Consider the following 14763-nt stretch of genomic DNA (forward strand, 5'->3'; position numbering starts at 1 on the left):
GTACACGACCGTTGGGCTTCGCGATGGTTTGTAACGGCGGAAACCCTTCGGCTTCAGGTAGGAAACGATACCATGTCCTTGATTCCATTCGATGATCGCGATGGGTCCATCTGGTTCGACGGCCAGCTGGTTCCGTGGCGCGAAGCCTCCGTGCACGTGCTTACTCACGGGCTGCATTATGCCAGTTCCGTCTTCGAGGGCGAACGCGTTTATGCCGGCAACATCTTCAAGTCCGAGGAGCATACGGCCCGGCTGATCAAGTCCGCTGGCACCCTGGACTTCGAGATTCCGTTCTCGGCCGCCGAGATCGAGACCGCGAAACGCGCGGTGCTGGATTCGATGGGCATCGTCGACGGCTATATCCGGCCGGTCGCCTGGCGCGGCAGTGAGATGATGGGTGTGTCTGCCCAGCAGAACACCATTCATCTGGCGGTCGCGGCCTGGGAGTGGCCGTCCTACTTCGATCCGGAAGCCAAGATGAAGGGCATCCGCCTGGCCCTGTCCAAGTGGCGCCGCCCGGCGCCGGAGACCGCCCCGGTCCACGCCAAGGCGGCCGGCCTGTACATGATCTGCACCCTGTCCAAGCACCGGGCGGAGAAGGACGGCTTCCACGACGCGATGATGCTGGACTACCGCGGCTATGTGGCCGAGGCGACCGGCGCCAACGTGTTCTTCGTGATGAAGGACGGCCGGGTCCACACCCCGACCCCGGACTGCTTCCTGAACGGCATCACCCGCCGCACCGTCATCGACCTGCTGAAGGCGCGCGGCGTCGAGGTGGTCGAGCGGCACATCAAGCCGGAAGAGATGGCCGACGCGGAGGAGTGCTTCCTGACCGGCACCGCCGCCGAGGTGACCCCGGTGGGCTCGGTCGCCGAGTACACCTTCACCCCGGGCGAACTGACCCGCCACATGGTTGAGGATTACGACGCCCTGGTGCGCCGGCCGGGTGCGGCGGCGCAGGCGGCCGAGTAGGCCTCTCCTGCTTCCCTGCTCACATGAGCAACGATGCGGCCGCCTTCGGGCGGCCGTTTTCGTTTCGGGCCGATGGCGCCGGAACGATGGGCGGGGGTGGTGCGTTGCCCAGTATATGCCGGGCTGCCGCCGGCGGCCCGAGCGAACCAGCAACGGGAGCGAGACGGCTATGAAACTATCTCATGGAACCTGGGTGATGGTTCTCGACGGCGAGAAGTATCTGCTGCTGCGCAACCAGGGCGATGCGGAGATCCTCGACCTGAGGGTGGTGGAGCACGATGAGATCGAGAACCCGCCGACCCATGACCAGGGCACCGAGAAGCCCGGACGCATGCCCGATGCCGGCCTTGGACGCAGCGCGGTCGAGCAGACCGACTGGCATGCCCTGGAGAAGGCCAACTTCGCCGGCGATGTAGCCGACCGGCTGAAGACCTGGGCGCTGAAGAACCGGTTCTCCGAACTGCTGGTCTGCGCCGATCCCAAGACCCTCGGCACGATCCGCCCGAAATACCATGGCGAGGTCTCCCGCCGGCTGGTGGGCGAGATCGACAAGGACCTGACCTCCATGCCGGTCGACCAGGTGGAGAAGGTCATCAAGGCCGCCTGAGTCGCTGGGTGTGGCCCTGGCGCCTTTGACGGGTGGACAGGGCCGGTGCGGCTGCCCAAGCTGCCTCCCAAGATCCCCGGTGAGGGACGCAGAGAGAGGGAGCGCGGCCGCCTATGATCGGCATGGGACAGGTTCTTGAGACCGAGAACCGACGCATCGTCTACGACGTCATCGACATCGCCGCCCCCTGGCGGACGAGGCCGCAGCGCACCATCCTGTTCCACCACGGGGTCGCCATGGACCGGCAGATGTGGCGCGACTGGCTGCCGTCCCTGGTCAACACCCACCGCGTCGTCCTGTTCGACATGTATGGCTGCGGCGAGTCGGCAGCCGACGGGCCGGACAAGGACTGGAGCCCCGAGGCCCGGGTGCGCGACATCCTCGCTCTGGCCGACGCGGTCGGGGCCGAGCGGTTCCATCTGGTCGGCGAGTCCTATGGCGGCACGGTCGCCCTGCTGGCCGGGTTGACCGCGCCGGAGCGTCTGCTGACCCTGACCGCGGTGACGACCGCCCATGTGGGCTCGTCCATTGCCAGCGTGGACTGGTGGGAACGCCAGATCGACGAGGTCGGCATGGCGGGCTGGGCCGCGGAGATGATGCCGCACCGGTTCCGTCCGGGCGGCATCACCGCCCCGATGGCCGAGTGGTATCTGAACCGCCAGGCGACCACCACCGGCGAGTCGGTCATCCGCATCCTGCGCGAGCTGCAGAACCTGGACCTGAAGGAAAAGGTGGCCGAGCTGGACCTGCCGGTCCTGCTGCTGCATGGGGATTCAAGCCCCTTCGTCTCGGCGTCCCTGGTGGCGGACCTGCACGGCCGCCTGCCGAACGCGCGTCTGCAGATCTTCCCCCATGCCCGCCACGGGCTGCCGTTCTCGCACGGTCACGCGTGCGGCGAGGCGCTGGCGGCGTTCCTGGCGGATTGGGAGGCGGAAGGCTGAAGGCGGTTCAGGCGGTGGCCGGCAACGCCTCGTCCGCGTAGACGTCGTCGTAATCGACGATCGCATAGGCGCTCGGATCGGCGAACAGCGCGCGCAGGGCCGCGTTGTTGATCTGGTGGCCGGCCTTAACCGCATCCACATGGCCGATCAGCGGCGCGCCGGCGAGATAAAGGTCACCGACGCAGTCCAGCACCTTGTGGCGCACGAACTCGTCCTTGAAGCGCAGGCCGCCCTCGTTCAGGACGGTGTCGCCGTCGACCACCACCGCGTTGTCCAGGCTGCCGCCGCGGGCTAGGCCGTTGGCCTGCAGGTACTCGACCTCATGCAGGAAGCCGAAGGTCCGGGCCTGGGCGATCTCATGGCGGAAGGTGCCGTTGACCAGCTCGACGCCGAGCGAGGCCTGACCGATCGCCTTGCTGGCGAAGTCGATCTCGAAATCGATGGCATAGCTGTCGGCCGGGCTGAGCGTCACGCGCTTGCCGTCCATGTCGACGGTCACCGGCTTGCGGATCTCAATGGCGCGGCGCGGGGCGTCCTGCTCGGCGATGCCGGCGCAGTCGATGAGGAACACGAAGGGCTCCGACGAGCCGTCCATGATCGCCACCTCGGGCCCGTCGATCTCGACCAGGGCGTTGTCGATCTCGCAGCCGGCGAAGGCGGCCATCAGGTGCTCGACCGTGCCGACGCGCACATCGTCCTCATTGGCGATGACGGTGCAGAGCTTGGTGTCGACCACATTGTCATAGCGGGCGGCGATCACCGGGTTGCGGTCGGTCACATCGGTGCGGCGGAACACGATCCCGTGGTTCACCGGGGCGGGGCAGAGCCGCATGGTGATCGGCTTGCCCGAGTGGAGGCCGACACCGCGACACGGGATGGCCCGCTTGAGCGTCTTTTGTCGGGACGCTGCGGCGTATCCTGGAATTCGTGTCGCCATGGTCACTGTCGAGCCTCAATCATTCCATGTTCGGGGTCTACTCAATATCCGAGACGGAAAAAAGCGACCCCGGTAGATGTAGCAATCCAACCGGGGTCGCGAAATTCACTCTTTGTTACAGACTGTTACCGAAATTACAGTTCCGTATCAATGAGTTACAAGGCGATGCTCAATTGGCCTGCCGGCGCAGGAAGGCCGGGATGTCGAGCATCTCGTCCTCGTTCTGGCTGGCCCGAACCCGATCGCCCGGGTTGAGTGCGCCGAGGCGCGGCTGGGCGGCAGCGGCCGGAGCCGGGCGCTGGGCCTGCTGCGGCTGCGGGGCGGGGGCTTCCGCCGGCTTGTCGCTCTTCAGACCGAGGCCGGTGATCTGCCGGAACAGGCCCGCGCCGCGGGATTTCGGCGACTCGGCGGGTTCCGCTCGGCTGGCATTGACCATGTCGCTGCCGCGGAACGGATCGGCCGCCTTCGGCGTCATGTCCGGGCGCCGCTGGGGCACCGTGGAGGCCGACGGCACGAAGGCGTCGGAGGCCACCTTGGCCACGGCCGGGGCCGCGGCGTCGAAGATCTCGGCCTCGTCCTCGCGGACCGGCGTCTCGGACGTCTCGGCCTGGTCGTCCAGGGCCACGACCTCGGCGAAGTCATCGGCGTCCGGGAAGGACAGCTCGCCGATGCCGCTCTCGGCCTGGCGGGTGATGTCCAGGGTGGACATGGCCGCCGCCGGCTTCGGGGCCGGGGTCAGCGGGGCGACGGCGGCCGGGGCCGCCTCGGCACGGATCGCCGTCTCCGGAACAGGCTCCGGCTCAGGGTGCTTGACCGGACGCGGGGTGACGACCGAGAGCTGCGGGCGCGGCTTGGCGACCTGGCCCTCGGCGGCGATGCCGGTGGCGACCACGGAGACCCGCATCACGCCTTCCATCTTCTCGTCGAAGGTCGAGCCGAAGATGATGTTGGCGTCGCTGTCCACTTCCTCGCGGATGCGGTTCGCCGCCTCGTCGACCTCGAACAGGGTCATGTCGAAGCCGCCGGTGATGTTGATCAGCACACCCTTGGCCCCCTTCATGGAGGCGTCTTCCAGGAGCGGGTTGTTGATCGCGGCCTCGGCGGCGTCGATGGCGCGCTTCTCGCCGCTGGCCTCGCCGGTGCCCATCATCGCCTTGCCCATCTCGCTCATCACCGTGCGGATGTCGGCGAAGTCGAGGTTGATCAGGCCCGGCATGACCATCAGGTCGGTGACGCCACGCACACCGGAGTGCAGCACGTCGTCGGCCATGTTGAAGGCGTCCGCGAAGGTCGTCTTCTCATTGGCGATCCGGAACAGGTTCTGGTTCGGGATGATGATCAGAGTGTCGACGTAGCTGGTCAGCTCCTCGATACCGCCTTCGGCCAGGCGCATGCGGTGCTGGCCTTCGAAGTGGAACGGCTTGGTGACCACGCCGACGGTCAGGATGCCGCGCTCGCGCGCCGCCCGGGCGATGACCGGAGCGGCACCCGTGCCGGTGCCGCCGCCCATGCCGGCGGTGATGAAGCACATGTTGGCGCCGCCGAGGGCGTCGAGGATCTCCTCGATCGACTCTTCGGCCGCGGCCCGGCCGACATCCGGACGGGAGCCGGCGCCGAGGCCCTGGGTGACTTCGGCACCGAGCTGGATCCGGCGCTCGGCCATGGACTGCTTCAGGGCCTGGGCGTCGGTATTGGTCGAGATGAAGTTCACGCCGCCGAGATTGGCGCTGATCATGTTGTTGACGGCGTTACAGCCGGCGCCGCCGACACCAACGACGGTGATGTTCGGAGCCAGTTCGTTGTCTTCGTTCGGGACGGTGATGTTGATGGTCATGGGAGCCTCCGGGGTCACGTCAATTTTGATCTTGGTGGGGGGAACGGCCGTCGCCGCTGGGGTCTCGTGTCGGTCCGTCGCCAGGAGCGTTGGCGGCGGGGGAGTGGTGCGGGTCGCGCGAAACGACGCTCGTCGCCTGACGGCGCCAGCAGGAGCCGTGGGCACCGACCGAGGGCTGGACGGTGATGGAACGGGCGGGTGCGGGAGAGTGCGAGAGTCGGTCGCGCATCAGAAATGCTCCTTCAGCCACGAGCCCATGCGGCCGAACAGGCCGGCGGACTCGGTTTGCGGGGCGGGGGCCGTCCGCGGGGCGTCGAGGTGGGGGTTGGCGGCGTAGACCAGCAGCCCGGCGCAGGTCGAGAAGGCCGGTCCGCCCGCAGCCTCGGCGAGGCCCTGGACGCGGATCGGCCGGCCCATGCGGACCTGCTTGTCGAGGATGAGCTGGGCGAGCTCACGCGCGCCCGGCAGCTGGCTGGCGCCGCCGGTCAGCACGACGCGCCGGCCGGCGATCTTGTCGAACCCGCTGGCTTCCAGGCGGGAACGGACAAGCTCGAAAGTCTCCTCAAGGCGCGGTCGGATGATGCCGACCAGCAGCGACTTGGAGACGTGGTTGGGTTGGACGTGGTCCTCCTCGCCGATCGGCGGGACGTCGATCGTCTCCTGATCGTCGAGCGGGGAGGGCAGGGCGCTGCCGTACAGCGTCTTGATCCGCTCGGCCGCCAGGATCGGGGTGGAGAAGCCACGGGCGATGTCGTTGGTGACGTGGTGGCCGCCGACCGGGATGCAGTCGGTATAGACCACGTTGCCGTCGAAGAAGACGGCGAAGCTGGTGGTGCCGCCGCCCATGTCGATGACGGTCACGCCCAGGTCCATCTCGTCGTCGACCAGGCAGGACAGGCCGGACGCATAGGGCGACACCACCAGCGCGTCCATGTCCAGGTGGCAGCGCTCCAGCACGGTGGAGAGGGTGCGCACGGCACCGCTGTTGGCGGTGACCACATGCATGTGGGCGCCCAGGGTCTCGCCGAACATGCCACGCGGGTCGCGGATGCCGTTGGTGCCATCGATGGTGAAGCCGACCGGGATGGAATGGATCAGGTCCTGGCCTTCCAGGTCCTCCAGGTGGCGCCACTGGTCCAGCACCCGGCGCAGGTCGCTGTCGCCGACCTCGTGCCCGGCGACGGAGACTTCCACGCCCACGGTCTGGGAGGCGGGCCAGCCGCCGGAGATGTTCACCAGCACCGAGCGCAGCTCGGCGCCGGCCATCTTCTCCGCCGCGTGCACGGCGTTCAGGATCGAGGCTTCCAACTGGTCGACATCGGTGATCCGCCCGGCCTTCACGCCGCGGCTGACCTGATGGCCGATGCCGGCGACCCGGATCGAGCCCGACGGCAGCCCGGCGCCCGCCAGCAGCGGGTTCGACGAGGGATCGCCGATCTTGGCCACGAAACAGCACACCTTGCTCGACCCGATGTCGAGGGCGGCGACCAGTCCGCTTCGTGCTTTGCCCAGGGGCTTTCTCACCGTCGTGTCCTTCTTCTCGTCAGGTGTTTTCGCCGGGGGACTGGGCGCGCTCGCGCGCGGCCGGGGTCACCCGCATGATCAGTTGGTCGGGGATGCGCAGGTCGATGGTCACCACGTCGCGCTCCAGCACGCCGTGCTCGCGCGCCAGGCTGGCCAGGTGGGTCCAGGCGCCGGCCGGATCGACCTCGGGCAGTTCCACGTCCATTCCGTTGTTCAGCCGGATCGTCCAACGCCGACCGCTGACCCAGGTCAGGGCGCGCACCCGCTGCAGCAGGTCCGGCTCGCTCGACAGCATGGCCAGGGCGCTGGCGGCACGCTTCGGGGCCTCGTCACCGATGACGATGGGCAGGTCGTGGAAGCGGCGGACATCCTGGCCGTCGATCGCCACGCCGTCCTGATCCACCAGGGTGAAGTCGCGGCCGCGCTGCCACAGGGCCAGCGGCCGGCGCTCCACCAGCGTCACATGCAGGGTGTCGGGCAGGCGCCGCTCGATCCGGGCGTCCTTCACCCAGGGCAGGTCGATGACCCGGTCGCGCATCTCCGCCAGGTCTATGGCGAGGATCGGCGTGCCGCGCTGCACGCCCACCTGCTCCAGCAGGGCGGCCGGATTGGTGTTCTCGCGGCCGGAGACCAGCACGTCGTCGATGGCCAGCCCGGCATCGGCGGTCACCTGCAGCACGCCGGTCGTGACGTTCGACCAGGCCTTGATGAGGTGGCCGGACTGGATGGTCCAGCCGATCGCACTGCCGGCGCCGACGATCACCGCGGCCGCGGCACCGAAGCGCAGCAGATGGCCGCGCCAGGCCGGAGCCGGGCGGTGGCGACGGGGGGTCGCCTTGCCGCGCTTGGCCTTGGTCGGGGCCTTCTTCGAGCCGGAGAGGGGGTTCAGTAGTCGCATTGGGCCCCCTCCACCATGCGGGCAACCAGTTCCGGGAAGGAGATGCCGCGGAAGGCGGCCTGTTCGGGCACCAGGGAGGTCGGGGTCATGCCCGGCTGGGTGTTGATCTCCAGCAGGTACAGGGTTCCCGGATCCGACTTGGTGTCGTCGTAGCGGAAGTCGCAGCGGCTCACCCCGCGGCAGCCCAGCGCCTCGTGGGCGCGGCGCGCCATCTCCAGCGCCTCCGTGCGGATCGACGCGGGGACAGGGGCGGGCAGCAGGTGGATCGACCCGCCGGGGGCATATTTGGCCTCGTAGTCGTAGAAGCCGCGCGAGGAGGTGATCTCGGTGACCTCCAGCGGTTTGCCGTCGAGCACGGCGACGGTCAGCTCGCGGCCGTCGATGAACGGCTCCACCAGCACCCGGTCCCCGAAGGTCCAGTCCTCGCCGGTCGGGCGGTAGTTGTCGCCTTCCCTGACGATATGCACGCCGACGCTGGACCCCTGGTCGATCGGCTTGATCACGTAAGGCGGTTCCATCGGGTGGCCGGCCTCGAACGCGTCGAGGGTGACCACCTTGCCGCCGGGGCAGCGCAGACCGAGGCGGGAGAACACGTCCTTCGCCGTCGGCTTGTCCATCGCCACTGCCGAGGCGCGCACGCCGGAATGGGTGTAGGGGATACCGAGCACGTTCAGCACGCCCTGAATGGTCCCGTCCTCGCCAACCGGGCCGTGCAGGGCGTTGAAGCACACGTCGGGGTGCATCGCCTCCAGCTTGCCGGCGATGGCGCGGTCGACATCGACCTCGGTCACCTTGAACCCGGCCTGGCGCAGCGCCTTGGCGCATTCCCGGCCCGAGGAGAGCGAGACCTCGCGCTCCGGCGACCAGCCGCCCTTCAGGACGGCGACATGGGTGTCGGCGCGGCTCATGCCTGCTCTCCGGTCTGGATCGGCTTGCCGATGCGGCGGATCTCCCAGCGCAGCTCGACACCGCTGGTCTCCTTGACCCGGCGGCGCACTTCCTCGCCCAGCGCTTCGATCTCCTCGGCGGTGGCGTCGCCCATGTTGAGCAGGAAGTTGCAGTGCAGTTCCGACACCATGGCGTCGCCGATCCGCAGCCCGCGGCAGCCGGCCTCGTCGATCAGCTTCCAGGCCTTGCCGCCCTCGGGATTGGCGAAGGTCGAGCCGCCGGTGCGCACCCGGCGCGGCTGGGTGTCCTCGCGGGCGTCGCGGATGTCGCGCATGGTCTGGGCGATGGTCTCCGGGTCCCCGGGCGTGGCGCGGAAGGTGGCCCGGGTGACGATCCAATCCTCGGGCAGGTCGCTGTGGCGATAGGACAGGCCCATGTCGTCGGCGGTCAGCGTGTGCGGATGGCCGAGCGGATCCACCACGCGGGCCGAGATCAGCGCGTCGCGCACCTCGCTGCCATAGGCGCCGGCATTCATGCGCAGCGCACCGCCGATGGAGCCGGGGATGCCGGACAGGAACTCCAGGCCGGTCAGCCCGGCCTTCTGGGCGGTCGCGGCGACGGTCACATCCAGGGCGGCGGCCCCGGCGGTCACCCGCTCGCCGTCGATGCTGATGTTCGCGAAGGGCTTGCCCATGCGGATCACCACGCCGTCCAGCCCGCCGGAGCGCACCAGGAGGTTGGAACCGACGCCGATCACCGTCACCGGCACGTCGCCCGGCTTGCCCGCGAGGAAATCCATCAGGTCGGCCTCGTCCGCCGGGCGGTACAGGATCTCCGCCGGACCGCCGACCTTGAACCAGGTCAGCGGGGCGAGCGGGGCGTCCTCGCGGTACTCGCCGCGCAGCTCGGGCAGACGGTCGATGAGTTTGGTCATGGCGGTTCGCCGCGGTGGTTTCGCCAGGGTGATCACGCCGCACCCCCTTCGCCGGACGGACGGCGCAGCGGGAAGGGCAGCGGGTCGGCGCCGGTCGGCTCTTCGGCGGCGGCGTCGGGGCCGAGGATGTGGGCGATCTGACCCGGCAGCGCCTGGGCCCAGTTGGTGATGCTGCCCGCACCAAGGCAGACGACCATGTCGCCCTTGCCGCAGAGGTCGACCGCCATGGCGGCGAGCTCCACCGGATCGGTAAGCGCCATCACCCGGCGGTGGCCGCGCGACCGCAGACCGGCGACCAGGGCGTCGCGGCCGATGCCGTCGATCGGCGCCTCTCCGGCGGCATAGACGTCGGCCACGATCACCGCGTCGGCGTCGTTGAAGCAGGAGCAGAAATCCTCGAACAGGTCGCGCAGGCGGGTATAGCGGTGCGGCTGGACCACGGCGACCACGCGGCTGTCCCCGGCGGCGGCGCGCGCGGCGGAGAGCACGGCGGCGATCTCGACCGGGTGGTGGCCGTAATCGTCGATCACCGTGATGCCGCCGGCCTCGCCGGTCTTGGTGAAGCGGCGCTTCACGCCGGAAAAGCCCTCCAGCGCGGTGCGAACCCGCTCGTCCGGGATGCCCATCTCTGCGGCCACGGCGATGGCGGCCAGCGCGTTCTGGACGTTGTGACGGCCGTACATCGGCAGCAGCAGGTTCTCGATCCGCCGGGTCTCGCCATGGGCGCGGTCGGTGATGATCGCAGTGAAGCGCGAGCCGGCGGCGGTGATGTCCACGTCGACGCCGCGGATATCGGCCTGCGGGCCGAAGCCGTAGGTCACGATGCGCCGGTCGGACACCCGCGGGATCAGCGCCTGCACCGTGGGATGATCCAGGCACATGGCCGCGAAACCGTAGAACGGGATGTTCTGGACGAAGCTCTCGAACGCCCGCTGCAGGTTCTCGAAGGAGCCGTGGAAGTCCAGGTGCTCCGGGTCGATGTTGGTGACCACGGCGATGGTTGCCGGCAGCTTCACGAAGCTGCCGTCGCTCTCGTCGCTCTCCACCACCATCCAGTCGCTCTCGCCGAGGCGGGCGTTGGTGCCGTACGCGTTGATGATGCCGCCGTTGATCACGGTCGGGTCGAGGCCGCCGCCGTCCAGCACGGCGGAGACCAGGGAGGTGGTCGTGGTCTTGCCGTGGGTGCCGGCGACCGCGATCGACCATTTCAGGCGCATCAGTTCGCCCAGCATCTCCGCCCGGTGGACCACGGGGATCATCCGCTCGCGGGCCGCGATCAGCTCCGGATTGTCCGGCTTGATTGCGGTCGAGATGACGACGATGGCGGCCTCGGCGACGTTCTCTGCGGCCTGGCCGATGAAGACCGGGATGCCGAGCTGCTTCAGCCGTTTGACGTTCGGATTCTCGGCGATGTCGCTGCCCTGCACCTGGTAGCCCAGGTTGTGCAGGATCTCGGCGATGCCGCTCATGCCGATGCCGCCGATGCCGGCGAAATGCAGGGTGCCGATGGTGAGGGGGATGGTTCTCATGCGGCGGCACTCCGGGTCGCGGGGGCTTGTGTGGCGGCAGCACCGGTTGCGGCGGTCTCGACCATGCCGGCGGTCGACAGCACCAGGGCCGCCAGATCTTCCACTGCGTTCGGCCGGCCATAGGCGCGGGCGGCAGCGGTCATGGCGGACAGCCGGTCGGTGTCGTCGAGCAGATCGGTGAGCAACTCAGCGAGATGCGCGGGCGTAAGATCGGCTTGCGGCAGAACCAAGGCGCCGTCCGCGTCCTCGATGGCGCGGGCGTTTGCGGTCTGGTGATCGTCGATGGCGCTGGGGTACGGAACCAGCAAAGCCGGGCGTCCGGCGACCGTGTTCTCGGCCACCGTGGAGGCGCCGGACCGGCAGATCAGCAGGTGTGCCGCGCGCAGGCGCTCGGGCATGTCGTCGAAGAATCGGCGCACATCGGCGGTGACGCCCATGGCCTGGTAGGCGGCGATGACGTCGTCGACCTCGGCCGGCCGGGCCTGTTGGGCGACGCGCAGCCGGGCGCGCAGGCTATCGGGCAGCAGGGCGATGGCGGCCGGGATCAGCTCGGCGAAGACGGTCGCCCCCTGGCTGCCGCCGGTGACCAGGATCTCGCGCGGACCGTTCTCGGTCAGCGGCGCCGGCGCCATGTCGCGCACGGCCTTCACCGCCTCGCGTACCGGGTTGCCGACCAGCACGACCTTGCGGCGGTCGCCGGCCGGGATCTTCTCGACCCGCTCGAAGCAGGTGGCGATGGCCGAGGCCTGCTTGGCCAGCAGACGGTTGGCGCGGCCGATCACCGCGTTCTGCTCGTGCAGCACCACCGGGATGCCGCGTCCGCCGGCGGCGAGCACCGTGGGTACGCTGGCATAGCCACCGAAGCCGACCACGGCGGCCGGCTGCAGCTCGCCCATCAGGCGGCGCGCATCGAACCAGCCTAGCAGCAGCTTGGCCGCACCCTTGAGCTTGGGCACGAAGCCGCGGCCGGCGATGCCGCCGGCGCGGATCTTGTGCACCTCGATGCCCGCGGACGCGTCGTCGAAGGCGCTGCCCCGGGTGTCGGTGATCAGGGCGACGCGGTGGCCGCGGGCGGCCAGCAGCTCGGCGAGCGCCTTGGCCGGGAAGACATGGCCGCCGGTGCCGCCGGAGGCGAGAACGATAGGGCGCTGCTTGGTCATGCCAGCACCTCCCGGTCGGTGCCGCGACGGCGGGTCAGCGCCAGCGCCATGCCCATGGCGAAGGCCAGCGCGATCAGCGAGGAGCCGCCGTAGCTGATGAACGGCAGGGTCATGCCCTTGGCCGGCATCAGGCTGACGGCCGAGGCCATGTGGATCAGCGCCTGCAGGGCGATCTGGGTCAGCAGGCCGGCGGCGGCGATCAGCACGAACAGGCTGGTCTCCGACAGCAGCTTGGCGTAGCCGCGCAGCACCACGAACGCATAGAGCGTGATGATCAGCAGGCAGGCGAGCCCGCCGAACTCCTCGCCCGCGACCGAGAAGATGAAGTCCGCATGGGCGTCGGGCAGGTAGGCCTTCACCGTGCCTTCGCCCGGGCCGGTGCCCAGCAGGCCGCCGTTCACGAAGGCCTCCAGGGAGCGGTCCACCTGATAGGTGTCGCCCGAGGCCGGGTCGAGGAAACGGTGCACGCGGCTGGCGACGTGCGGGAAGACCAGATAGGCGCCGACCGCGCCGACCGCGCCGAGGCAGGCCAGCGCGCCGACGAAGATCATCGGCAGGCCGGCCAGGAAGAACTGGCCGAACCAGATGGCGCTGATCATCACCGTCATGCCGAAATCCGGCTGCGACAGCATCAGCGCGACCAGCAGAGCATACAGGCCCATCGCGATGAAATGACCGGGGAAGGCCGGGTCGCGGCGCCACTCGGCGAACATCCAGGCGGTGACCACGGCCATGAAGGGCTTCGCGAACTCGCTGGGCTGCAGGGAGAAACCGCCGACGCTGATCCAGCGCACCGCGCCCTTGATCTCGGTGCCGATCACCGGGACCAGGGCAAGCAGCACGATGGTGCCGGCGAGGCCCACGGTGGCGAGGCGCCGGACCTGCTGCGGCGAGAGCATGGACACGGCGATCATCACGGCCACGGCGACCGGCAGGATCAGGAACTGGCGGCGCACGAAGTAGAAGCTGTCGACGCCGATGCGCTCGGCCACGGCCGGGCTGGCGGCCAGGATCAGCAGCGAGCCGATCAGTACGATCAGCAGGATGGCGCCGACCGTCCAGCGGTCGACGGTCCACCACCAGCGGCCGAGAACGGAACGGTCGGTGCGGGCGATGGCGCTCATGAGGCCCTCCGCTGCGCCGAGGCGCCATCGTCGCCGTTGCCTGTCAGTTCGTGCACCAGGGCGCTGAACTGCTGGCCGCGGACCTCGAAATTCGGGAACTGGTCGAAGCTGGCGGCGGCCGGGGACAGCAGCACGGTCGCGCCGCGGATGCCGTCCGCCTGGGCGTCGGCATGGGCCTGGCGCACCGCGCTGTCCAGGGTGCGGCACAGCACGGTCGGGCAGGCGTCGCCGATCTGGCGTACGAAGGTGCCGGCACTCTCGCCGATCAGGTAGGCGCGCTTGACCCGGCCGAACAGCGGCGCCAGCGGCTCCACCCCGCCTTCCTTGGCCCGGCCCCCGGCGATCCAGTAGATCGGGTCGTAGCAGGCCAGCGCCCGGGCGGCGGCGTCGGCGTTGGTGGCCTTGCTGTCGTTCACATAGGTCACGCCGCCCGACACCGCGACCCGCTCCTGACGGTGGGCGAGGCCGGGGAAGGTGGTGATCGCTTGGGCGATGACGTCGCGGTTCAGGCCGAGCGCCAGGCAGGCGGCAGCGGCGGCGGCGGCGTTCTGGGCGTTGTGCACGCCGGGCAGGGCCGGGGCGCGGTCGAGCTCCAGCATCCGGCGCGGCTGGCCGGTGCGGGCGTCGATCAGCACGCCGTGATCGGCATAGAGGCCGCCGACGACCTGCTCGTGGCCGGAGATCTCGATCAGGCGGGCGCCGTCACGGCGCAGCTTCTCGGCCACCTCGTGGGACGGCTCGTCATCGACGCCGACGACGGCGACAGATCCGGGGGACTGGTGGGCGAAGATCCGGCGCTTGGCGGCGATGTAGCCGGCCAGGGTGCCGTGCCGCTCGATATGGTCGGGCGTGATGTTCAGCCAGACCGCCACGGTCGGCGCCAGGGACGGGGTGAGCTCGAGCTGGTAGGAGCTGAGTTCCAGGACCAGCACGCCGTCGCGGCCCGGATCCTCGAACTCCAGCGCCGGGCGGCCCAGGTTGCCGCCCACTTCCACGTTCAGCCCGGCCTCGGCCAGGATGTGGCCGATCAGGGCGGTGGTGGTCGACTTGCCGTTGGTGCCGGTGATGGCGACGACACGGCGGTCCGGCATGGCGCGCAGCAGCAGCTCGACATCGCCGATGATCGACAGGTCGCGCGCCTTGGCGTCGGCCGCCACCGGATGCGGCTCGGGGAAGGTGTGCGGGATGCCCGGCGACAGGATCAGGGCATCGACCTCGGCGAGGCCGCGGGCGGCCAGATCGACCAGTTCGACTCCGGCCATGCCCCTGACATGGCTGCGGCCGGCCTCTGTATCGTCCCAGGCAAGAACGGTCGCACCGGCCCGGGCCAGCGCGCGCGCCGCCGCCGCCCCGGATTTGCCGAGGCCCATGACGGCATAGGTCCTGTCTTTCGCGAAGTCGAGGCTCACCAT

The 14763-nt window shown here is 69.4% G+C and carries 13 protein-coding genes; 3 read left to right on the forward strand and 10 right to left on the reverse strand.

What is annotated here, in order from left to right:
- Positions 1-72 precede the first annotated feature (72 nt).
- From ACOQOP_RS01780 to ACOQOP_RS01790, 3 genes are all read left to right on the forward strand, one after another.
- A complete protein-coding gene (locus ACOQOP_RS01780; protein ID WP_420564600.1) occupies positions 73-975 on the forward strand; it encodes a branched-chain amino acid aminotransferase in 903 nt (300 codons plus the stop codon).
- Between the two features lie 169 nt (positions 976-1144).
- Positions 1145-1582, forward strand: coding sequence for a host attachment protein (locus ACOQOP_RS01785; RefSeq protein WP_420564601.1), 438 nt, complete (start codon positions 1145-1147; stop codon positions 1580-1582).
- A gap of 122 nt (positions 1583-1704) precedes the next feature.
- The gene (locus tag ACOQOP_RS01790; protein WP_420564602.1) at positions 1705-2523 is read left to right on the forward strand and encodes an alpha/beta fold hydrolase; all 819 of its coding nucleotides are present in this window, start codon (positions 1705-1707) and stop codon (positions 2521-2523) included.
- A gap of 7 nt (positions 2524-2530) precedes the next feature.
- On the opposite strand, the gene lpxC is transcribed toward ACOQOP_RS01790, so the two are convergent.
- The 10 genes from lpxC to murD form a co-directional block, all read right to left on the reverse strand.
- On the reverse strand, positions 2531-3460 hold the full coding sequence (gene lpxC, locus ACOQOP_RS01795; protein ID WP_420564603.1) for a UDP-3-O-acyl-N-acetylglucosamine deacetylase: 930 nt from the start codon (positions 3458-3460) through the stop codon (positions 2531-2533).
- Positions 3461-3629: 169 nt separating this feature from the next.
- Positions 3630-5294 (reverse strand): cell division protein FtsZ, encoded by a 1665-nt coding sequence (gene ftsZ / locus ACOQOP_RS01800; protein ID WP_420564604.1) that lies wholly within the window; start codon positions 5292-5294, stop codon positions 3630-3632.
- A 228-nt stretch (positions 5295-5522) separates the two neighbouring features.
- On the reverse strand, positions 5523-6818 hold the full coding sequence (gene ftsA / locus ACOQOP_RS01805; protein ID WP_420564605.1) for a cell division protein FtsA: 1296 nt from the start codon (positions 6816-6818) through the stop codon (positions 5523-5525).
- 19 nt (positions 6819-6837) lie between these two features.
- Positions 6838-7716, reverse strand: a complete 879-nt coding sequence (locus ACOQOP_RS01810; RefSeq protein WP_420564606.1) for a cell division protein FtsQ/DivIB — start codon at positions 7714-7716, stop codon at positions 6838-6840.
- On the reverse strand, positions 7704-8624 hold the full coding sequence (locus ACOQOP_RS01815) for a D-alanine--D-alanine ligase (RefSeq protein WP_420564607.1): 921 nt from the start codon (positions 8622-8624) through the stop codon (positions 7704-7706). The genes ACOQOP_RS01810 and ACOQOP_RS01815 overlap by 13 nt, the downstream gene beginning before the upstream one ends.
- On the reverse strand, positions 8621-9538 hold the full coding sequence (murB, locus tag ACOQOP_RS01820) for a UDP-N-acetylmuramate dehydrogenase (protein WP_420564608.1): 918 nt from the start codon (positions 9536-9538) through the stop codon (positions 8621-8623). Before murB ends, ACOQOP_RS01815 begins: the two co-directional genes overlap by 4 nt.
- Before the next feature lie 32 nt (positions 9539-9570).
- Positions 9571-11067 (reverse strand): UDP-N-acetylmuramate--L-alanine ligase, encoded by a 1497-nt coding sequence (murC, locus tag ACOQOP_RS01825; RefSeq protein ID WP_420564609.1) that lies wholly within the window; start codon positions 11065-11067, stop codon positions 9571-9573.
- The gene (murG, locus tag ACOQOP_RS01830) at positions 11064-12227 is read right to left on the reverse strand and encodes an undecaprenyldiphospho-muramoylpentapeptide beta-N-acetylglucosaminyltransferase (protein ID WP_420564610.1); all 1164 of its coding nucleotides are present in this window, start codon (positions 12225-12227) and stop codon (positions 11064-11066) included. Before murG ends, murC begins: the two co-directional genes overlap by 4 nt.
- Positions 12224-13351 (reverse strand): FtsW/RodA/SpoVE family cell cycle protein, encoded by a 1128-nt coding sequence (locus tag ACOQOP_RS01835; RefSeq protein ID WP_420564611.1) that lies wholly within the window; start codon positions 13349-13351, stop codon positions 12224-12226. Before ACOQOP_RS01835 ends, murG begins: the two co-directional genes overlap by 4 nt.
- On the reverse strand, positions 13348-14763 hold the full coding sequence (gene murD, locus ACOQOP_RS01840) for a UDP-N-acetylmuramoyl-L-alanine--D-glutamate ligase (RefSeq protein WP_420564612.1): 1416 nt from the start codon (positions 14761-14763) through the stop codon (positions 13348-13350). The genes ACOQOP_RS01835 and murD overlap by 4 nt, the downstream gene beginning before the upstream one ends.

The sequence above is a fragment of the Thalassobaculum sp. genome, assembly GCF_965223715.1.
Classification (GTDB): Bacteria; Pseudomonadota; Alphaproteobacteria; order Thalassobaculales; family Thalassobaculaceae; genus Thalassobaculum.